This is a genomic window from Sphingomonas sp. BK580 (assembly GCF_014194975.1).
GTDB lineage: Bacteria > Pseudomonadota > Alphaproteobacteria > Sphingomonadales > Sphingomonadaceae > Sphingomonas.
Map to the genome: position 1 here is coordinate 71,245 of NZ_JACIAY010000013.1, position 19,259 is coordinate 90,503.

At 67.1% G+C, this 19,259-nt stretch carries 19 protein-coding genes; 2 read left to right on the plus strand and 17 right to left on the minus strand.

What is annotated here, in order from left to right; translation table 11 throughout:
- Positions 1–37: 37 nt before the first annotated feature.
- The 12 genes from FHY05_RS18880 to cyoA form a co-directional block, all read right to left on the minus strand.
- Positions 38–217, minus strand: coding sequence for a hypothetical protein (locus tag FHY05_RS18880; protein WP_183945984.1), 180 nt, complete (start codon positions 215–217; stop codon positions 38–40).
- 177 nt (positions 218–394) lie between these two features.
- A complete protein-coding gene (fumC, locus tag FHY05_RS18885; RefSeq protein WP_183945985.1) occupies positions 395–1,858 on the minus strand; it encodes a class II fumarate hydratase in 1,464 nt (487 codons plus the stop codon).
- 58 nt (positions 1,859–1,916) lie between these two features.
- Entirely contained in the window at positions 1,917–3,539 is a 1,623-nt protein-coding gene (locus FHY05_RS18890; RefSeq protein WP_183945986.1) for an NAD-dependent malic enzyme, read from the minus strand.
- Positions 3,540–3,577: 38 nt separating this feature from the next.
- A complete protein-coding gene (locus FHY05_RS18895) occupies positions 3,578–4,513 on the minus strand; it encodes an AEC family transporter (protein ID WP_183945987.1) in 936 nt (311 codons plus the stop codon).
- A 49-nt stretch (positions 4,514–4,562) separates the two neighbouring features.
- Positions 4,563–4,886, minus strand: coding sequence for a tautomerase family protein (locus tag FHY05_RS18900; protein WP_221191313.1), 324 nt, complete (start codon positions 4,884–4,886; stop codon positions 4,563–4,565).
- A 137-nt stretch (positions 4,887–5,023) separates the two neighbouring features.
- Positions 5,024–6,763 (minus strand): ubiquinone-dependent pyruvate dehydrogenase, encoded by a 1,740-nt coding sequence (gene poxB, locus FHY05_RS18905; protein ID WP_183945989.1) that lies wholly within the window; start codon positions 6,761–6,763, stop codon positions 5,024–5,026.
- Between the two features lie 12 nt (positions 6,764–6,775).
- The gene (mqo, locus tag FHY05_RS18910; protein WP_183945990.1) at positions 6,776–8,278 is read right to left on the minus strand and encodes a malate dehydrogenase (quinone); all 1,503 of its coding nucleotides are present in this window, start codon (positions 8,276–8,278) and stop codon (positions 6,776–6,778) included.
- A 2-nt stretch (positions 8,279–8,280) separates the two neighbouring features.
- Positions 8,281–8,682, minus strand: coding sequence for a hypothetical protein (locus FHY05_RS18915; RefSeq protein WP_183945991.1), 402 nt, complete (start codon positions 8,680–8,682; stop codon positions 8,281–8,283).
- 89 nt (positions 8,683–8,771) lie between these two features.
- Positions 8,772–9,122: a cytochrome o ubiquinol oxidase subunit IV gene (cyoD, locus tag FHY05_RS18920; protein ID WP_183945992.1), complete on the minus strand. Its 351-nt coding sequence runs from the start codon at positions 9,120–9,122 to the stop codon at positions 8,772–8,774.
- Positions 9,119–9,778: a cytochrome (ubi)quinol oxidase subunit III gene (locus FHY05_RS18925; protein ID WP_183945993.1), complete on the minus strand. Its 660-nt coding sequence runs from the start codon at positions 9,776–9,778 to the stop codon at positions 9,119–9,121. The genes cyoD and FHY05_RS18925 overlap by 4 nt, the downstream gene beginning before the upstream one ends.
- The gene (gene cyoB, locus FHY05_RS18930) at positions 9,775–11,778 is read right to left on the minus strand and encodes a cytochrome o ubiquinol oxidase subunit I (RefSeq protein ID WP_183945994.1); all 2,004 of its coding nucleotides are present in this window, start codon (positions 11,776–11,778) and stop codon (positions 9,775–9,777) included. The genes FHY05_RS18925 and cyoB overlap by 4 nt, the downstream gene beginning before the upstream one ends.
- A 4-nt stretch (positions 11,779–11,782) precedes the next feature.
- Entirely contained in the window at positions 11,783–12,730 is a 948-nt protein-coding gene (gene cyoA / locus FHY05_RS18935; protein ID WP_183945995.1) for a ubiquinol oxidase subunit II, read from the minus strand.
- Between the two features lie 286 nt (positions 12,731–13,016).
- Here cyoA and FHY05_RS18940 point away from each other — a divergent pair, with 286 nt between their 5' ends.
- On the plus strand, positions 13,017–13,970 hold the full coding sequence (locus FHY05_RS18940) for a LysR family transcriptional regulator (RefSeq protein ID WP_221191314.1): 954 nt from the start codon (positions 13,017–13,019) through the stop codon (positions 13,968–13,970).
- On the opposite strand, the gene FHY05_RS18945 is transcribed toward FHY05_RS18940, so the two are convergent.
- The 5 genes from FHY05_RS18945 to FHY05_RS18965 are packed head-to-tail and all read right to left on the minus strand — an operon-like array spanning position 13,959 to position 18,046.
- Positions 13,959–14,924, minus strand: a complete 966-nt coding sequence (locus tag FHY05_RS18945; protein ID WP_183945996.1) for a zinc-binding alcohol dehydrogenase family protein — start codon at positions 14,922–14,924, stop codon at positions 13,959–13,961. The genes FHY05_RS18940 and FHY05_RS18945 overlap by 12 nt on opposite strands.
- Entirely contained in the window at positions 14,921–16,048 is a 1,128-nt protein-coding gene (locus FHY05_RS18950; protein ID WP_183945997.1) for a YncE family protein, read from the minus strand. The genes FHY05_RS18945 and FHY05_RS18950 overlap by 4 nt, the downstream gene beginning before the upstream one ends.
- Before the next feature lie 16 nt (positions 16,049–16,064).
- Positions 16,065–16,991 (minus strand): transporter, encoded by a 927-nt coding sequence (locus FHY05_RS18955; RefSeq protein WP_183945998.1) that lies wholly within the window; start codon positions 16,989–16,991, stop codon positions 16,065–16,067.
- A complete protein-coding gene (locus FHY05_RS18960) occupies positions 16,988–17,854 on the minus strand; it encodes a sugar phosphate isomerase/epimerase (RefSeq protein WP_183945999.1) in 867 nt (288 codons plus the stop codon). Before FHY05_RS18960 ends, FHY05_RS18955 begins: the two co-directional genes overlap by 4 nt.
- 15 nt (positions 17,855–17,869) lie before the next feature.
- Complete coding sequence (locus FHY05_RS18965) at positions 17,870–18,046, minus strand: DUF1427 family protein (protein ID WP_183946000.1); 177 nt, start codon at positions 18,044–18,046, stop codon at positions 17,870–17,872.
- A gap of 204 nt (positions 18,047–18,250) precedes the next feature.
- On the opposite strand from FHY05_RS18965, the gene FHY05_RS18970 reads away from it, so the two are divergent.
- Positions 18,251–19,135, plus strand: a complete 885-nt coding sequence (locus FHY05_RS18970; protein ID WP_183946001.1) for an alpha/beta fold hydrolase — start codon at positions 18,251–18,253, stop codon at positions 19,133–19,135.
- The last annotated feature ends 124 nt before the right edge of the window (positions 19,136–19,259 follow it).

Consider the following 19,259-nt stretch of genomic DNA (forward strand, 5'->3'; position numbering starts at 1 on the left):
GTCCTCTGCCTCGAAAAGCGGGGAGAGGTCTGGCTGGTCAGCCCTCGCTTGCCGTGGAGAACCATGCGAACACCACGAACGCGAGCACGATGAGCGCCATCAGCACGGCGACGGCGTTCTTGACGTCATTCGCCTTGGTGTTGTGAGGATCATCGGATCGCAGCGGCTGATGAGGCCACTCCTTCCGTGATCCTCGAGATCTGATCCGCCACTGCATGTCGAGTAGGCTCCATTCAGGTCGTGTCGAACGTTCTTCGCGCGGTTCGGCGTTAGGCCCGCATGAACGGGCAAGGTCGGCTCGAGCTAAGTGTCGGGCACCTCGACGCTCCGGGTCCATGGGAACACGGAGCGTCGATGCTTCCTCCGACGACGTCGCAGACTGCGTTACCTTGGTTCAGGCTCCGGCTACGCCGCTCCCGACCAGCTTCTGCGGATCGACCACGTCGTCGAACGTCTTCTCGTCGACCTTTCCCGACTTGAGCGCGGCCTCCTTGAGCGTCGAACCGTCGGCATTGGCGGCTTCGGCGATGCTGGCCGCGTTGTTGTAGCCGATCACCGGCGAGAGCGCGGTCACCAGCATCAGCGACTGGCCCACGGTGGCGTCGATCCTCTGGCGGTTGAGCTCGGTGCCTTCCACGGAGAAGGTGCGCATCTTGTCGCACATGTCTCCCAGGATGCGGATCGAGTGCAGCGCGTTGTTGATGATGATGGGCCGCATGGCGTTCAGCTCGAAGTTGCCTTGGCTTCCCGCGAAGGCGACCGCGTTGTCCTCGCCGATGATCTGGATGCAGACCATGACCATGGCTTCGCACTGCGTCGGGTTGACCTTCCCCGGCATGATCGAACTGCCGGGTTCGTTCTGCGGGAGGAGCAGCTCGCCCAGGCCGCACCGCGGTCCGGAGGCGAGCCAGCGCATGTCGTTGGCTATCTTCATCAGCGCGACCGCCGCGCCTCGCACCGTCGACATGGCCGCGACCATCGGATCCAGCGACCCCTGTGCCGCGAACTTGTTGGGAGCGGTCACGAAAGGGTGTCCGGTCAGGTCGGCGATCGTCTCCGCTATGTCGCGGGAGAAGCCCTTGGGAGCATTGAGCCCGGTGCCCACGGCGGTCCCGCCGCACGCGAGACGGTACAGCCCGCTCAAGGCGCCGCGGACGTTCTCCATCGCGTCCCGCACCTGCGCGGCATAGCCCGACCATTCCTGGCCCACCGTGAGCGGCACCGCGTCCTGCAGGTGGGTGCGCCCGGTCTTCACTACGTCCATCCACTCGTTCGCCTTGGCCTCGATCGCGGTGGCGAAGCGATCCAAGGCCGGCAGGAGATGGCCCGACAGAGCCAGCACCGTCGCGATGTGCATGGCGGTCGGGAAGCTGTCGTTGGACGACTGGCCCATGTTGACGTGATCGTTCGGGTGGACGGGCTTCTGTGTGCCGAGGGTTCCGCCGAGCAGCTGGATTGCTCGATTAGAGATGACCTCGTTCACGTTCATGTTCGACTGGGTTCCGGATCCCGTCTGCCAGACGAACAGCGGGAAGTTCTCGTCGAGCTCGCCCGCGATCACCTCGTCCGCCGCCTTCACGATGGCGTCGGCCCGCCACTGCTCGAGGCGGCCCGCCTTGGCGTTGACCATCGCCGCCGCCTTCTTGACGTAGCCGTAGGCGTGGTAGACCGCCTTCGGCATGTGGTCGTCGCCGATCGAGAAGTGATGCAGCGAACGCTGCGTCTGCGCACCCCAGTAGCGGTCGGCGGGCACCTTGACCTTCCCCATGGAGTCGAATTCCTCCCGCTCGCCCTTTGCGTCCAGGCTGATCGGCACGTCCTTGATGGTGGGGTGGTCCTTCTTGTCTCCGTCGCTCATCTTCGGCTCCTTGATCTTCGTCGACGGCCGCCGGCGCCGGGCCGGCGGCCAGCACCTCTCAGTAGGAGGGCGTGTAGGTCATGCCCTTGAGCCAGGCGCGGATGTCGTCCGGCCGGTCCACGGTTGCGAGCCCCCGGTCGAAGATGTGCTCGGCCGTGCGGACCGCCGTCGTGACCTCCGTCTCGAGGATGTTGCTCTGCGGCGGGAAGAGCATTCCCTTGTCCCGGGCGGCCTGGTCGACCTGATCCGCGGAGCCGCGCGCGGCGGCGATCCACATCTTGTCGTCGATGCGCTCGGGCCGAGTCGCGAAGATCGCGAGGCCGAACGCGGGAAAGATGTAGAAGTTGTTCGCCTGTCCGGGGTGGTAGGTCTTGCCGTCGTACGTGACGTCGGGGAACTGCACGCCGGCGGCGAACAGCGCCTTGCCGCCCGTCCATGAGTACGCCTGGTCCGGTGTGCACTCGGCCTTGTTCGTCGGATTGGACAAAGGGAAGATGATCGGCCGGTCGGTGTTCGCCGCCACGCCCTTCACGACGTCCTCGGTGAACAGGCCCTGCGTCGTGCTCACGCCGATGAGCGTGGTCGGCTTGAACGACTTGACGGCCTCCGCGAGATCCTTCGTGGCGGGGAGGTCCTTGGCGTAGACCTTCTGGGACGGACTGAGATCTCCGCGCTTGGAGTCCAGCAGCCCCTTGACGTCGAACATGGCGATCCGCGAGCGCGCGTCGTCCTCGCTCAGCCCCTCGTCCTGCATGGCCTCGACGATCATGTTCGCGATGCCGATGCCTGCCGAGCCGGCGCCCGCGAACATGATCTTCTGGTCCGCCAGCTTCTCGTTCTTGATCTGCAGCGCGGTAATCAGGCCCGCGATGGTGACGCTCGCGGTGCCCTGGATGTCGTCGTTGAGGACGAGGTACTTGTCCTTGTAGCGCGCCAGCAGCCGGATGGCGTCGGTCCCCTTCCAGTCCTCGAAGTGGACGCACACGCCCGGGAAGACCTCGTTGGCGGCCTCCATGAACTCGTCGACGAGGGCGTCGAGATCGTCGTCCGACGGCGGCTCGTCGCGCAGGCCGGTGTAGAGCGGGTCCGCTCGAAGCGTGGCGTTGGTGGTGCCGATGTCGAAGTGGATCGGCAGCAGCCCGTCCGGCGGAACGGCCGCGCAGGCGGTGTAGAGCTGCAGCTTACCGATGGGGATCGGAGCGCCGTTCTGGCCGATGTCCCCCAGGCCTAGGATGCGGCCGCCCGAGGAGACGCAGATGAAGCGTATGTCACGGGTCGGCCAGTGGCGCAGGACCTCCGCCAGGCGCCCCTTCATCTCCTTGTTTAGGTACATGCCCTGCGGGCGGCGGTATATCTGTCCGTAGGTGAGGCAGGCGTCGGCGATCGTCGGGTCGTACACGATGGGCACGAACCTTGCCGGGTCGCTCATCAAGACCGCATAGAAGAGGGTCTCGTTCCGATCGCAGAGGTCCTGCAGGTAGATGTACTGCTCGAGGTCGGTCGGCTTCGCCGCCAGATGGCCCATCACTCGCTCCACCTGGGTCGGGAGATCCTCGACGGCGGTAGGCAGCAGCCCCTCGAGGCCGAACCTCGCTCGCTCGTCCTGCGTGAAACCGGTGCCGCGGTTTCGGATGGGGTCGGTGAGCAGGCTGATGCCCCCGGGCTTCGTGGTGTCGTGCATGTGCTATCTCCTTCTGGGATGCTTGGTGCCCCCACCGGTCACAGGTTGCGTGCGATCGCGATGCCGCCGCTGATGGAAAGGATCGCGGCCAGCGTGCTCCAGAGCACCGTCTCGGCGGAGTCGTGCTCGTATGCATGGTGCGCCAGCGCGAAGGTCGGAACGGCGGTCGCCGTAGGCAGCACGCCGAGGAGGAACGCCTGCTTCAGCCAGCCGTCCTGGAGGCCGAGCGCCAGTCCGGCGCCGAGCAGGATGGCGGGCTGGAGGACGTTCTTGATCAGGACGTTGCCGGCGACCTCGAGATCGATCTCCGGTTTGATCTTCGACAGGATCAGACCAAGCGTGAACAGCGCCACGCCGCCCGCCGCCTTGCCGATCTGATCGACGCTCGACGTGACGATCGCGGGAACCGGGACGGCCAGGACCGCGAGCGCCAGACCGGCGGCCGGCAGCACGACCAGCGGCTGCGCCACGGCCTCGAGCAGGGTCGCTCCCACGCCGCCGCCGTTCTCGCCCCTGCCGTCGTGGCTGAGCGCGAACAGCGCCGTGGGCAGCATCAGCATCGACAGGACGAGGTTGCCGATGACGATGCTCAGCATGCCCTGCGGTCCCACTACGGCGAGCATGACCGGTGGCCCGCAGTACGCCATGTTGGCGAACGCGGTGGAGACGCCCTGGACGGCGGCCTCGCCGATCCGGCGCCGATAGGCCAGTCTTCCGAACAGGTATCCCGCCCCGAGCGAACCCATGAGGCCGATTGCGATCGTCAGCACGAACGGCGCGTTCAGGATGGCGCTCCTGTCTGCGGACGCGGCGGCCAGGAAGAGCGACAGCGGCAGCGCGAACCGGATGACGAAACCCGCGAGCGTCGCGCTTGCGTCCTCCGGCACCCACTTCCGCCTTCCCGCCAGCCAGCCGAGCGCGGTGACGAAGAAGATGGGCGCCAGCGACGCCAGGATCGTGTGCGGCAGGCTCATCGGATCGTCCCGACGCGCTTCCGCAGGCAGGGGAGCGAGTCGGAGGGGCCTAGGGCGCGTACTGGGCCACGCCGTTGCCGAAGGACCAGTTCTCCTTCGGCACCTCGACGAGGTTGATGAGGACGTCCTCTCGAGGCACGCCGGCCCGCAGCTCGAAGCCATGCGCGATGGCTTCGAAGAGCGCCTTCTTCTGCGGCAGTTCGCGGCCCGCGTTCATGGTGATCTGGACGAGGACGAAGCAGTCCGAGCGCTGGATGCCGAGGTAGCTCCTGTCGAACACTAGCCGGTTGTCCGCATGTTCGGCTATGACGTGGAAGCGGTCGTTCGCGAGCGCTCCCGCCTCGAGCAGCGCCTCGTAGACGACGTCGCTCATGGCCGAGATCGAGTGCCCGGAGTGATGGTCCCGAAGAAGGTCTATTCGCACCAGCGGCATGGAAGCCTCCGTTTGTTGAGGAGCCGGCTAGGCGGCTGGCCGAGTTCGGCCGGGTGAAGCGAAGCGACGCCATGCGGCTAGCGGAGCAGCGCCTTGATCACGTTCCCACCCTTGAGCAGGTCGATGATCTCGTCTCCCCGACCGTTCATGACGGCGCGGAGCCCCCACAGACCGAAGCCGGCGACCTCGTCCGTCGTGACGACCGGAGGCATGGAGAGCTCCTGCCGGTTCGTCACCACGTCGAGAAGCGCGGGGCCGGGATGGAAGAGGAAGTCGTGGACGGCGTCCTCCAGCTTGGCGGGATCGTCCACGCGTGCGGCGTGGATGCCCATCGATGCGGCCATCTGCGCGAAGTCCGGGTTGTGCAGGTCGGTGCCGAAGTCGAGGAAGCCGCCGCCCTTCATTTCGAGCGAGACGAAGCCGAGGGCTCCGTTGTTGTAGACGACCACCTTGACCGGCAGGCTCTGCTGCGCGAGCGTCAGGAAGTCCCCCATCAGCATCGAGAACCCGCCGTCTCCCGACAGGCTGATGACCTGCCGTCCGGGGAACGCGGCCTGTGCGCCGATTGCTTGGGGAAGCGCGTTCGCCATGGAGCCGTGCGCAAGCGAGCCCAGCATGCGCCGCCGCCCGTTCATGGCGAGATAGCGGGCGGCCCACACGGTCACCGTCCCGACGTCGAAGGTGAAGACGGCGTCGTCGGATGCCGCGTCGCTTAAAACCTTCGTGAGGTACTGCGGATGGATCGGCTCGCCGCGTGTGGGCTGCGCGAGATCGTCGAGGCCCTCCCGCGCTTTCCGGTAATTCTCCTTCGAGCGGTTGAGGTGGGTCGGATCGAGCTTGAGATCGAGGAGCGGCAAAAGCGCTTCGATCGTCGCGCCGACGTCTCCGACCACCCCGAGCGACAAGGGCGCCCGCCGACCGAGGTTCTCGGGTCGGACGTCGACCTGGAGCACCTGGGCCTTTTCGGGGAAGAACTGGCGATACGGGAAGTCCGTGCCCAGCATCAGCAGGGTGTCGCAGTCCATCATCGCCTGGTAGCCCGACTTGAACCCGATCAGGCCGGTCATGCCCACGTCGAAGGGGTTGTCCCACTCGACGTGCTCCTTGCCGCCCAGCGCATGCACGATCGGTGACTGCAGCGCCTCGGCCAGCCGCATCAGCTGGTCGTGCGCGCCTTGGCAGCCGCGGCCGCAGAACAGCGTCACCCGGTGGCCGTTGTTGAGGCGATGAGCCAGGTCGTGGAGTGTGGCCGAATCCGGAACCTGGACGGGTGCGGAGATGCGAAGCCCGGCCGGCTCGGACATCGTCGCCTTGTAGGTCTTGAGCGCCACGTCTCCGGGGATGACGACGACGGAGACGCTTCGACGGCCGATGGCGCTGCGGATGGCGGTCTCGAGGACGCCTGGCAGCTGTTCGGGATGGGTTACGAGCTCGCAATAGTCGCTGCACGCGCGGAACAGCTTGTCCGGCTTGGTCTCCTGGAAGTAGTTCCGTCCGAGCTCGGCGGACGGGATCTGCGCGGCTATCGCCAGCACGGGAACGCGGGTCCGCTGGCAGTCGAAGAGGCCGTTGATCAGGTGGGTGTTGCCCGGCCCGCACGATCCGGCGCAAACGGCGAGCTCACCGGTGAGAGCCGCCTCGGCCCCCGCGGCGAAGGCGGCGACCTCCTCGTGCCGCACGTGCACCCAGTCGATGTCGCCGCGCGTCCGCAGCGACTCGGTTATGCCGTTGAGGCTGTCGCCGACGACGCCGTAGATCCGTCGGACTCCAGCGCGATGCAGCGTCTCGGTGATGAGGTCGGCGACCTTGCGGGCCATGTCGGCTCCTTCTCAGTTGGCGTGGACGTAGCGGAGCCCGAGCACTGGGGCGGTGTCGGCGCGAGTGGCGCGGCACGCCTCGGCATCTCGCTTCAGGTCGATGCCGTAGGTCGGGATCACCTCCCTCATCTTCGGCAGCCAGCCGTCTTCCGTAAGCTTGTCCGCGAAGCACTTCTCCACGAGCGAGATGGCGATGAAGGCAGCGGTCGAGGCGCCGGGGGACGCCCCGAGAAGCGCGACGATGGAATTGTCGCGGGAGCCGACGAGCTCGGTTCCGAACTGCAGCGTGCCGCCTCCGTGACCGTCCGGCCGGATGATCTGGACGCGCTGGCCGGCTACCGCCTCCTTCCAGTCGTCCGGATCGGCCATTGGAAAGAACGCCTTCAGGGTGTCGAAGCGCGCGTGAGGGGTCTGCACGACCTGGCCCACCAGGTACTCCTCGAGCTTGAAGCTGTGCAGGCCCACGTCGATCAGCGGCCCAAGGTTGCCGATGCGGATCGACTTGAAGAGATCGACATAGGAGCCCTCCTTCGAGAACTTGCTCGAGAAGCCGGCATAGGGGCCGAAGAGGATGGAGTGCTGTCCGCCGACGACCCGCATGTCGAGGTGCGGCACCGACATGGGAGGGGAGCCGTGAGCCGCCTTGCCGTAGACCTTGACGTGGTGCTGCCTCGCGATCTCCGGGTTGTCGCAGCGTAGCCAGACGCCGCTCACCGGGAATCCCCCGTAGCCGTGTGCCTCCGGAACGTCGGCCTTCTGCAGAAGCGACAGGGCGTTGCCGCCTGCGCCGATGAACACGAAGCCGGCCGTCGCCGAGACGTCGGGGCCGCCCTTCCGGTCCGTCGCGCGCAGCCGCCAGAGGCCGTCCGGCTGCCGCTCGACGTGCGAAACCTCGCAGCAGTACCGTACCGAGACGTCGTCGTTGCGCTGGAGATGCGCAATCAGCAGGTGCGTCAGCGCGCCGTAGTCCACATCGGCCCCGCTCATCATGCGTGTCGCCGCGACCGGCTCGTGGGTCGATCGGCCCACCATCACGAGCGGAGCCCAAGTTGCGATCTCGTCGCCGTGCTCGGTGTGCTCCATCCCTTCGAAGCAGTGGTGCGCGGACATCGCGGCATGGCGCTTGCGCAGGAAGATCAGGTCCTCGTCTCCTACGACGAAGCTCATGTGGGGGCATGACCGGATGAAGTCCGACGGATCGGCGATCGCGCCCTTGCGGACCAGGTGGGTCCACAGCTGGCGCGAGAGGTCGAACTCGACGTTAACCTCCAGCGCCTTGGCGATGTCGATCGAGCCGTCCGCCTTCTCGGGCGTGTAGTTCAGCTCGCAGTTCGCGGCGTGGCCCGTGCCCGCGTTGTTCCACCCGTGCGAGTCCTCGAGCCCGCAGTCCTCGAGTCGCTCGAACACGGCGATGGAGAGCGACGGATCGAGCTCCTTGAGGAGCGTGCCTACGGTCGCGCCCATGATGCCGGCGCCCACAATTGCCACGTCCACGTGGCGGTCGACCGCTGCCATGTTCACTCTCCCGAGCTACGAGCGTCGGCAAGGAAGCCCGGATCGGCGCCCTCCGACAGGATGACGTACGCGCGCCGCCAGGGCGCATCGTCCGTGAGCCGCCAGCTGTGACCGCTGCCCGTGGTGTCCTCCGCCAGCAGCACGTCGCCGGGCCTGATGACGAAGCTGCCTCTCGTCCTGGTCTGGAACTCCAGCGTGCCGGAGAGCGTGATGACCAGCTGTCGGATCGGCGCGTCGTGCCACTCGAAGGAGCCGCCCGGCTGCGTCTCGCGGAAGGAGACGGAGGTTGAGGGTATGCGGTCTCCCAGGACGTCTCCGCGTTCCCCCTTGGGCAGGTCGATGCGTCCCTCCTCGAAGGTCGAGTCTCCCGCCTCGTCGGTCCAAATGCGTACACATCTGATCATCGCGTCTCTCCGGTTGCGAGCGGGGCAACCGCTCCGACGGGCCCGAGCCGACGGTGCTTCGGGTGGCGGAGGGGCTGCGCGGTCATGCGTCAGAAGCCCTGCGCGTTCATGCGCATGGCGGGCATCATGTTCGAGTCGAGGTGGCTCATGATCCAGAGGGATCCGCCCACCACCAGGATGACGATGAGGACGCCGAACGCCAGGGCCAGCACGTTGTTGGTGCTGTCGGGGGCCGTGGTGATGTGGAGGAAGAAGACGAGGTGCACGCCCATCTGGGCCACGGCGAGCACCGCGAGCGCCACCGGCACGGCGGGCGCCCACAATGTGCTCTCGGCCACCGCGAACGAGGCCGCCGATAGGCCGATGGCCAGCAGGTAGCCGCAGACGTAGGAGGAAAGCGTCGCGCGACCGTTGCGCGCGCCGGGTCTGGCTTCGCTCATCGTCCTGCTCCCATCAGATAGACGTTCGTGAGTATTGCGACCCAGACGATGTCGAGCGCGTGCCAGAAGATGCTGAAGCAGAGGAGGCGCCGGACGAGCTCCGGGCGGCAGCCCTTCGCCGCGAAGTGGGCCATCAGTAGAATGAGCCAGAGCAGCCCGAAGGCGACGTGGGCTCCGTGGCAGCCGACCAGGCCGAAGAAGGAGGAGAGCGAGGCGTTGCGGTCGGGGCCGGTCCCCTCCGCGATCAGGTCGCCGAATTCGCTCAGCTCGAGCACGAGGAAGGTCGCGCCCAGAACCAGCGTCGCCACCAGCCAGACCTGCATCTGACCCGTCGCCCCTCTGCCGAGCGCGAGCGCCGCGAGGCCGCACGTGAAGGATGACGTGAGGAGGACCGCTGTCTCGTACTTCGCCGACGTCAGGCTGAGCAGCTGCCTGGCCGCGGGACCGCCCGCGGTGCTGCCGGAGAGCACGCTGAACGCCGCAAAGAGGGCGGCGAACATGATGATGTCGGACAGGATGAAGATCCAGAAGCCGTAGCCCACCACGACGGTGCGGTCGGGCGCTCCGCCCTCGCCGCTGTCGTGCGGAGGCGGTCCGTCCTGGCCGCCCTCCGATCCGCCGCCGCGTGCTGCCGTTGGTGCGGTGATCGCGCTCATGCCGTACGCTCCATGCTCCGCAGAGCGCTGCTCCGCGCGGCGCGGTCGATCGCGTCGATGCGCGCCACCTCGCCGGCCGCGATCGAGAACTCCGACTGCTCCCGCCAGGCGAAGACGACCGCGGTGGCGATGGCTCCGACGAACCCTAGGGCGGCCAGCCACCAGATGTGCCAGATCAGCGCGAAGCCTACGCAGGTCGCGAAGAACGCAGCGACGACTCCGGTAGGCGACCGCAGCGGCATCGGGATGGCCTCGTAGGAGGGGGCTTCCGGCAGGCGATGCTCGCTCAGGGCCCGCTCCTTGGCGGTCCAGTAAGCTTCGAGGCCGGCAACCTGCGGCACCTTGGCGAAGTTGAACGCGGGAGGCGGCGACGAGGTGGACCACTCGAGGGTGCGCCCGTCCCAGGGATCACCGGTCGTGTCCCTGCGCTCGTCCCGCGTCCTGATCGAGACGACGAGCTGGACCACCTGGCACGCGATGCCGCAGGCGATCAGGAGCGCGCCGGAGAGCGCGAGCAGAAGCCACGGGTGCCATTCCGAGACGTCGTAGCTCTGCATTCGGCGCGTCATTCCGAGCAGCCCGAGGACGTAGAGGGGCATGAACGCGAGATAGAAGCCCGCCACCCAGCAGAAGCACGCCCGCCTGCCCCAGCGCTCGTCGAGCAGGAAGCCGAAGGCCTTCGGAAACCAGTACGAGTAGCCTGCGAAGGCGCCGAAGAGCACGCCGCCGATCACCACGTTGTGGAAGTGGGCGACCAGGAAAAGGGAGTTGTGCAGCACGAAGTCTGCCGGCGGTACCGCCATTAGCACGCCCGTCATGCCGCCGATCACGAAGGTGACGACGAAGGCGATGGCCCACAGCATCGGCGTCGCGTACCGCAGAGTGCCGCCGTACATGGTGAAGAGCCAGTTGAAGACCTTCACGCCCGTCGGCACGGCGATGATCATCGTCATGATGCCGAAGAAGGAGTTCACGTCGGCGCCCGCTCCCATCGTGAAGAAGTGGTGCAGCCAGACCATGAAGGAGAGGACGCAGATGCACATGGTCGCAAGGACCATGGATCGATAGCCGAATAGCGGCTTGCCGGAGAACGTCGAAAAGATCTCCGAGAACACGCCGAACGCTGGAAGGATGAGGATGTAGACTTCGGGGTGGCCCCACGCCCAGATGAGGTTCATGAACATCATCATGTTGCCGCCGCCGTCGTTGGTGAAGTAGTGGAATCCGAGGTAGCGGTCCAGGATCAGCATCGCCAAGGTCGCGGTCAGGATGGGAAAGGCCGCGACGATCAGCAGGTTCGACGCCAGCGAAGTCCAGCAGAACACGGGCATGCGCATCAGCGTCATTCCAGGCGCGCGAAGCTTGAGGATGGTCGTGACGAGATTGATGCCCGACATCAGGGTGCCGATGCCTGATATCTGCAGCGACCACAGATAGTAGTCCACGCCGACGCCCGGCGAGTAGCTGGTTTCGGACAGCGGCGGGTAGGGCAGCCAACCGGTACGGGAGAACTCGCCGACGAAGAGCGAGATGTTCACCAGCAGGACCGCCGTGGCGGTCAGCCAGAAGCTGGCGGAGTTCAAGGTGGGGAAGGCGACGTCGCGCGCGCCGATCTGAAGTGGCACGACGTAGTTCATGAGCCCGACGACGAACGTCATGGCCACGAAGAAGATCATGATCGTGCCGTGGGCCGAGAAGACCTGGTCGTAGTGCTCGGGCGGAAGAAAGCCGGGCGCCTTGTACGCGAGCGCCTGCTGCGACCGCATCATGATGGCGTCGGAGAAGCCGCGGAGGAGCATGATGAGAGCGAGGAGGCAGTACATGACGCCGATTCGCTTGTGATCGACGGATGTGATCCACTCGCACCACAGGTACGGCCACCAGCCCTTGACGAACGTGAGGACGAGGGTTCCGGCGATGACCAGCATCACGACGAGGGAGGCCACGATCGGAAGCGGCTCGTTGAGCGGGATGGCGCTGAGGGAGAGCTTTCCAAGCATGCGGTCAGCTCGCCTTTCGTGATGAGGTCGCCTGAGCGGCGGCGGGAGCCAGAGGGCCGGGCGCAGGAGCGAGCCGCAGGTCCACGATGGCGTCGAAGAGGCCGGGCGCCACGGTGCCGTAGGTGTGCGAGGCGACGTCGCTGCTCGGGAGCGAGAGCGCCTTGTATCCCCCGGCGTCCAGCGTCCCGCCACCGCTCTTGGCTTTGCCGAGCCATACCCTGAAGTCGGCGTCGGTCATGGCGACCGTCGGGAAGTGCATCCCTGGGAAGCCGTCTCCGCTGAAGTGCGCCGACATGCCCCTGTATGTGCCCGGTCGATCGGCCTGCAGGTTCAGCTGCGTGGCCATGCCGTTCATGGCGTAGATCATCGATCCCAGCTGGGGGACGAAGAAGGTGTTCATCACCGAAGCGGAGGTGATCCGGAATCTCACCGGAGTTCCCGCCGGGATGGCGAGCGCGTTGACGCTGGCCACGCCGGCCTCGGGGTAGATGAAGAGCCACTTCCAATCGAGTGCGACGGCCTGCACTTCGATCGGCCGCCTGGGACTGCGGAGCGGTCGATACGGATCCAGGATGTGGCTGCCGATCCAGGCGATGCCGCCGAGGAAGAGCACGATCAGGAGCGGGATCGACCAGACCACCAGCTCGATCCGACCGGAGTAGACGAAGTCGGGGCGGCGGCGCGCGCGGGGGTTCGAGCCTCGGTACCACCAGGCGAACCAGACGGCTGCGCAGATGGTCGGGAGCACGACCACAAGCATGACGGCGAGCGCGATGAGCAGCACCGCCAGGTTCGTGCGGCCCACGGGGCCCTGCGGATCGATGACGCCGGTGCAGCCGGTCAAGGCCGAGCTCGCGATCATGACGGCCAGCCGTGCGAGTCGGGTCGGTGCGCCGCTCAGCCCGCGCCGCCGCGTCCGACGTCGTTCGTCGAGTTCCTTCGATGTTGTCATCGTGGCCTCGCGAGTTGGCGATCCCGGCACTGAAGGCTAGTGGAGCGCTTGATCCGTGATCACGCGACAATGCCTCAATCGTTCGTCTTGCTACCTACCTGCGACGGCAATGCATGCTTGCGCTTACCGCAACACAGGAAGCGTCGTTCTCTCGGCCTTGAGCATTGGACGGCACGATCGAATGTCAGTATACGCGACGTAAATTTCCAATGAAGTTCTGATCAGTGCGACGCGTCCTCGTCACTCAGGTGACGTTTCGGCCCCGATCGCCACGTTGGTTTCGCGTATGTTGCTGCTTGATGAGGATTCGCCATCCGGCGGGTTCGCTGGAGCGGAGCTGACGGCGATGTACGACCTCGGGGATCTTCGTCTCTTCACTCGGATCGTGGCGGCGGGAAGCCTCTCTGAGGCCGCCCGGAGGCAGAACATGTCGCTAACCGCGGTGAGCCGCCGGCTTTCGCTCATGGAGGACCGGCTTCGGGTACGGCTCATCGACCGCGCCTCGCGCAAGTTCGTCGTCACCGAAGAAGGCCGCTTCCTCTACCAGCGCGCGTGCGTGATCGTCAGCGATCTCGAGACCACGCTAGCCGAGCTCGACAGCGTGTCCAAGACCACGAGGGGCCGGCTTCGCGTGAGCGCTCCGCATCAGATTGGTCGACGGCTCGTGGCGCCGCTCTGTCGCGAGTACTCGGCCGCGTACCGCGACGTGACGGTCGATCTCTCCTTCACCGACGCGCGTCCGGACGTTCTCGAGGGCGATCTCGACGTGGCGATCGTCACCAAGAGGCCGACGGACGGCTCGGTCATACATCGCCGCCTCCTGCACAGCCGGCGCGTGGTGTGCGCCTCTCCCGCGTACGTCGAGGCGCACGGAGCCCCGCAGTCCCCCGAGGACCTCGTCGCCCACGACTGCATCCGGATGCGCCGCGGCGACAAGATCTACGACAGCTGGACGCTGCTGGGGCCGGAGGGGCCTCGCGAGTACCAGATCGGCGGATCTCTCGTGGCCGACAGCTCAGATACGATCCACCAGTGGATCCTCGCCGGCAGCGGCATAGGGGTGAAGGCGCTTTGGGACGTACGGGAGGATCTGGAGACGGGCAGGCTTGTCGAGCTGCTGCCGTCGCATGCGTGCGACGAGATCTGTCTCTACGCCACCCACATGAGCCGGCGGCACGTTCCTCCGAGGATCCGCGCGTTCATCGACCTTCTCGCCGAGCGGCTGCCCTCACTCTGCTGACTCGCGGCACAGGCCCGGGCACACCACCCAGCGGGGACCGCCGCCGCGGGTCTGAGAGTCCCATGCCTGTGGCGCCTGACCGAGGCTGGTCTTGCGGTAGTCCAGGTCTATGAGGCCGCCCATGGCTGCGACGCACAGTCCTGTATAGGCTTCGGCCTGCAGCTCGATCGGCGCGTGGTAGTAGGCGAATCCGAGCACGTCGAGCGAGTGGCGCCGCATCGGCTGCGCTGGCAGGATCATCGAGGGGCCGGCCGCCGAGCCTACCTGCACCATGCGCCCGCCGAGAGCGAGCGACGGCAGTGCCGCCTCCGCGATGCTTCCGTTCAGGTAGTCGATGACGACGTCGAACCCCTGCGCGAAGCCGCCGAGAAGGAAGTTGGTCAACGCGGTCTCGTCCGGCTGGAGGGCGAAGGTGAGGTCGGCTCCTTCGAGGCGGTCGAGCATGGCCTGATTGCGGCCGACGGCCACGATCCTGCCCGCTCCGAGAATGGACGCCGCGGCCACCGCGATCCTTCCTGAGGCGCCGGTCGCGCCCAGGATCAGGACCGACTCGCCGACTCGAAGCCGGCCGCGCCACGAGAGCGCGAGCCATGCCGCAAGCCCTGGGTTGCCGATGGCTGCGGCGACCTCGTCCGAGATGCCTTCCGGTACGGGAAGCGCGCGCGACGGATCGGCAAGCGTCCATTCCGCCATCGAACCGAGCGGAGTCGGGATTGCCGGAGCCGTCAGATAGAAGCGCCGGCCTGCGGCATCCTCCGCGACGGCCTCCCTGCCTACGCCGCGTGGCCATTGCGAGGGGCTGAGATAGTGGGCTCCCCTGGCGATCATGACGTCGAGGTTCGTCAGAGCGGCGGCGCGCACCCTGAACGAAGGCAGGCCGTCGCGGCCCGCCGGCTTGGGGCTGTCCGCGACCTTCGCGGGCGCGTCCGGCCGGTCTAGAAGGAGCGCTTTCATCCCAGAAGCGCCGCCGTCTCGGCGCCCGGCTCGACGGCAAAGTCGCGAAGCGCAGTCATCGTCGCCACGTCGACGATCGTGATCGTGCCGGCGTCATGGTTGCAGGCCCACAGCGTGGCTCCGTCGGGCGAGAAGGCCATGCCCATGGGTCCGTGCTGTATGAGCAGAAGCTTCTGGCGCTGAGGACGCGCTGCGTCGACCCTGACCAGACCGGCCGAGGGAAAGTCGGCGACCAGGACGTACCTGCCGTCGGGCGACACCCTCACACGCCTTTCCCTGTCGCCGTGCGCGGCCGTGCTGAAGGGCAGTCCTTCCAGGTCGGTCGAGGCGAGTATCGTTCGCGCTGCGGTGTCGATGGTGAGCAGCGCGGGTCGCTGGTCGTCGGCCGCGAAGAGGCGCGCCCCGTCCGGTGAGAGCGCGAGGCCGGTGATCGCGTGGGGCGTGTCGATGGTGCCGGCGACGCGTCGCTGGGCGAGGTCGACGACGACGATTCCCGACCCGGCGCGGTTGCTGAGGAACGCAGTCCCGTTCGTGGGGTGGGCTACGATCCAGTGGCCGCCGGCATGGTTCACGGGGATCGCGCCGACCTGACGCTGGGATGCGGGATCGAACCCCACGACCGTCTTGCCGATGTCGCACGAGGCCCAGATCGTTCCATCCGGCGCCTCGGCCAGGCCGTGAGGCGCCCAGACGGAGCCGGTGGAAAGGAATCCGGTGCACCTGCGTTCGGCGAGGTCGACGATCGCGACCTGATTGCCCGGGTGCGGGTTCGCGCTGTAGATGCCGTCGCCGTAGATGGACACGTACGCCGTCCGTCCGTTCCGCGCGATCAGGAGTTCGTGCGGCCGTGGCGGCAGCGAGAACGTCTTCTGCGTCTGGCCGGTCGCCGCATCGTAGAACCCGATCGTCAGCGCCTGCTTGTTCACCACCATCAGCGACTTGCCGTGCGCCTGCGGGCTGATTCTTCCGGTAACGTCGGGCGCGGGAGCCGGATCCGCGATGGTGGCCTGCTGGAGGCCGGGCGTGGGAGCTCCCGGCAACGGCCCCTGCGCTCGAAGCGCCGACGGCACCATTCCGGCGCCGATCGTCGCCAGACCCGTCTTGATGAGAAGCCTTCTGTCCATGACCGTTGCTCCGCGCTTATGGGATGGGGCGTTGGATGCGCATGTTGAAGATGAAGCCTCTGGGCCGGTCGCGGACGCCGAACTCCGCGTAGCCTGCCACGAGCAGGTTCATTCCGGCGATCTGCCAACGCGAGACCGGTCCGAGCGCCATGGCGCGCTGACGATCTCCGACCTTCGCGCCGTCGATCCGAGACCTTCCGGTCTGCTGCAGGAGGTAGCCGCCGACGCCCACGCGCCAGTCCGGAGCGGCCAGCGCTGCGAGCGATCCGTTGATCACGAGGAAGTCTCCTGCCCGCGCGCGCAGAGCGACGCCGTCGCCGTCGACGCCATCGGACGTGCCGCTCCTGTCGAAGATGGCGCGGCCGCTGAGATCCCAGGCCTTCGACAGGTGGATCGTCGTGGCGACGTAGGGCGAAACCTGCCAGGCGCCGGAGCCGAGATTGACGGGACGGTCGGCGCGGCGCCGACCGGTGGGCGCGACCACCTGCACTGCGGCTCGGACAGATATGGAACCGGCTTGATCGGGTCGGGACGACCATTGCAGGAACGGAGCGATCGTCACGTCGCCGAAGCCCGAGGCCGTGCCCGACCCCGGCGAGCCGAACTCGTTTCTCACGCGGGACACGGGCACGAGCACCTCCAGTCCTGGGTGCGCGGCCAGGATCGATGCCTTCGCCGTATAGACGGGGTGCAGCACCACGGCGGCTATGCGCTGGCGCTGGCGACCGGGTGTCGAGTGCCCTCCGGAGTCCACGATCTCGTCTGCTAAGTAGCCCGCCCCGATCAGCTCGAAGAGGGCGCCCGGTCCTCCGTCGCCGTCAAGGATGTTGGTCTGGCCGAGGTCGGCCGGCGGCAGCGGCACGACGACCTGGGCGGACGCCGCCTGGGCCGCGACGATGGTCGTCGTGGCGAGGGTCGCGCGCACGGCGCTTTCGAACCTCATCCGTGGTTCCTCGCAACGGCTTCGGCGTAGCTGCGGCGCAGGAAGGTCAGGCCCGATCGCGCCAGATCGTCGCTGGTGTCCGCCAGGTCGCGCCAGGTTCGCGTCCGCATCGCCAGTTCCGGCGCCGGGAAGGGGAAGGTCTCTATCGCGCAGCCGCCGGCGTAGCCCGATCGCACGACGGCATCGAAGAGGCTGTTCCAGTCGATCAGTCCGGTACCCGGCGTCCCCCTATCGTTCTCCGGCAGATGGAGGTGCTTTAGCCAGGGAGCGGCGAGCCAGATCGCAGAAGCGATGTCCTTCTCCTCGACGACCATGTGCGCGGTGTCGAGCAGCAGGCCGACGTTCGGATCGTCTACGGCTTCGCATAGGCGCACGCCCTGCTCGGCGGTGTTCAGGAAGAACGTCTCGAAGCGGTTGAGCGGCTCTATGGCCATCTCGACGCCGGAGGCATGGAGGTCCGTCGCCACGGCCGCGAAGCCTTCCGCCGCCCACTCCCACTGCGCGTCGGTGCTCCGCATCCCGGTGAACCACCACGGGGGGGCGTAGAGCGGACCGACGAGAAGACGCGCGCCAAGATCGCGCGCGGCGGCTATGGCGTCGCGGAGGTAGGTCACTCCTGCCCGGCGATGCTCCGGCCGATCGGCTACGACGCAGGCCTCCGGACTGGTCGGGGACGCGCTCAGCGTGCATTCGAGGCCGAGGCGCTCGAGCTCCCTGCGGACCGCGTCGACCGGAAAGTCGTCGAAGCCCGAGCGCTGAATCTCGACGAGGTCGGCGCCGAGCGTCTTGGCGCGCTCCAGCAGCGGCAGGTCAGCGAGTTCCAGGCGGGGCGACCAGATGAAGGTGTTGAGCGCGAAGAACATGGTGCCAGCCGCCGCTCAGTGCGACATCGTGCGCAGGAACGTGATCAGGTGGGGCCAGGCGTTCTCCGCGAGAACCATGCCCAGGAGTCCCGCGAGAGCCACGAGCGGGGGAGCCGGGGAGCGGACGTGTAGGGCCGCGTAGAGCACGCCGACCACGCCTCCCACGACGAACGAGATCAGATACGCCTTCATCGCGCTTCTCCTCCACGAGAAGCCTGCATCCTTTCCCTGAGGGGCTGAACCCTCTGATTCCGGAAGGCGCCATTGCTCTCCCGACGGGGTGGGCGTGTTAGAGGCGAGGCCCAGCTACGAAAGGGGGGCTTCAGGTTTCCGGCAGGAGGGCGGTGCTCCGCCGCTGCTATCCTCCGCGGCCTTGCTCACGATAGGATCGATATCATGGCACATCAGGACGCTGGCCGCCCGATCAGCCTGGATGCCGGCTCGATAAGGCTCGGCGCGGTCGAGGCTGGACCGGGCTCGGGCGGGATCATCGTCCTTATCGCAGGCTGGCCGGAGACGCTGTACGCATGGCGGCTCGTGCAGCCCCTCCTCGCGGCGGAAGGCTACAGGGTCATCGCGCTCGATCCGCCCGGCATCGGCCGTTCGGACCTTCTGCCTCCCGGAACGCCGGCGGACTGCGGCGCGATGGCCGACTTGATCGTCGAGGGACTGAAATCGATCGGCGTCGACCGCTTCTTCCTCGTCGGTCACGACGTCGGGACCTGGCTAAGCTACTCGATCGCGACCCGCCATTCCGATCTGGTCGAGCGCGTCTGCCTAACGGAGGCGGCCATTCCGGGGATCGCGCCTGCCGAGGCGTTCGGCATTCGAAACGCGCCGCGCGTGTTCCAGTTCTTCTTAGGCGCCACGCCGGACCTGCCCGAGCTTCTGGTGGAGGAGCGCGAGGAGGCGTTCTTCCGCTACCTGTTCGACACGAAGACCACCGTGCGCGACGCGATCAGCCAGGCCGATCTCGAGCACTACGTCGAGGCGTACAGCGCACCGGGACGCATGAGCGCGGGCTTCGCATACTATCGCGCCGCGCACGTCACCGCCGAGCAGAACGAGCAGAGCTCCGCCCCTTCGATGCCCGTGCTGGCGATCGGCGGGACCGGTAGTCTGGGGGGAGCGGTGCACGACGCCCTCGAACGCAAGGGGACGCAGCACCTGGAGGGTCGGGTGTTCGCCGGCGTAGGGCACTATCTGCCTGAGGAGGCGCCGGAGGAGTTCGCCGGGGCGGTGCTGTCGTTCATTTCCGAAGCCGCGAGCTCAGGCAAGTGACCTGGTGAGCCTGCCCTCGCATGGTGGATGTTGAACCCTTCGGGCCGCGTAGCGGATCACGCGGGACGTCTTCGGCAGGCGCGTCCGCACGTCGAGGCAGCGTTGGTCGTAGGTTGGCGTCGGG

Excerpts from the sequence above, each read along its gene's own strand:
- FHY05_RS18965 (WP_183946000.1), bottom strand. The coding sequence starts at position 18,046 with ATGAAGGCGTATCTGATCTCGTTCGTCGTGGGAGGCGTGGTCGGCGTG.
- FHY05_RS18900 (WP_221191313.1), bottom strand. The coding sequence starts at position 4,886 with ATGAGCGACGTCGTCTACGAGGCGCTGCTCGAGGCGGGAGCGCTCGCG.
- FHY05_RS18940 (WP_221191314.1), top strand. The coding sequence starts at position 13,017 with ATGTTGCTGCTTGATGAGGATTCGCCATCCGGCGGGTTCGCTGGAGCG.
- poxB (WP_183945989.1), bottom strand. The coding sequence starts at position 6,763 with ATGGCCCGCAAGGTCGCCGACCTCATCACCGAGACGCTGCATCGCGCT.
- cyoA (WP_183945995.1), bottom strand. The coding sequence starts at position 12,730 with ATGACAACATCGAAGGAACTCGACGAACGACGTCGGACGCGGCGGCGC.
- FHY05_RS18960 (WP_183945999.1), bottom strand. The coding sequence starts at position 17,854 with ATGTTCTTCGCGCTCAACACCTTCATCTGGTCGCCCCGCCTGGAACTC.
- FHY05_RS18925 (WP_183945993.1), bottom strand. The coding sequence starts at position 9,778 with ATGAGCGCGATCACCGCACCAACGGCAGCACGCGGCGGCGGATCGGAG.
- FHY05_RS18890 (WP_183945986.1), bottom strand. The coding sequence starts at position 3,539 with ATGCACGACACCACGAAGCCCGGGGGCATCAGCCTGCTCACCGACCCC.
- cyoB (WP_183945994.1), bottom strand. The coding sequence starts at position 11,778 with ATGCTTGGAAAGCTCTCCCTCAGCGCCATCCCGCTCAACGAGCCGCTT.
- FHY05_RS18915 (WP_183945991.1), bottom strand. The coding sequence starts at position 8,682 with ATGATCAGATGTGTACGCATTTGGACCGACGAGGCGGGAGACTCGACC.
- FHY05_RS18895 (WP_183945987.1), bottom strand. The coding sequence starts at position 4,513 with ATGAGCCTGCCGCACACGATCCTGGCGTCGCTGGCGCCCATCTTCTTC.
- FHY05_RS18945 (WP_183945996.1), bottom strand. The coding sequence starts at position 14,924 with ATGAAAGCGCTCCTTCTAGACCGGCCGGACGCGCCCGCGAAGGTCGCG.
- cyoD (WP_183945992.1), bottom strand. The coding sequence starts at position 9,122 with ATGAGCGAAGCCAGACCCGGCGCGCGCAACGGTCGCGCGACGCTTTCC.
- FHY05_RS18950 (WP_183945997.1), bottom strand. The coding sequence starts at position 16,048 with ATGGACAGAAGGCTTCTCATCAAGACGGGTCTGGCGACGATCGGCGCC.
- mqo (WP_183945990.1), bottom strand. The coding sequence starts at position 8,278 with ATGGCAGCGGTCGACCGCCACGTGGACGTGGCAATTGTGGGCGCCGGC.
- FHY05_RS18880 (WP_183945984.1), bottom strand. The coding sequence starts at position 217 with ATGCAGTGGCGGATCAGATCTCGAGGATCACGGAAGGAGTGGCCTCAT.
- FHY05_RS18955 (WP_183945998.1), bottom strand. The coding sequence starts at position 16,991 with ATGAGGTTCGAAAGCGCCGTGCGCGCGACCCTCGCCACGACGACCATC.
- FHY05_RS18970 (WP_183946001.1), top strand. The coding sequence starts at position 18,251 with ATGGCACATCAGGACGCTGGCCGCCCGATCAGCCTGGATGCCGGCTCG.
- fumC (WP_183945985.1), bottom strand. The coding sequence starts at position 1,858 with ATGAGCGACGGAGACAAGAAGGACCACCCCACCATCAAGGACGTGCCG.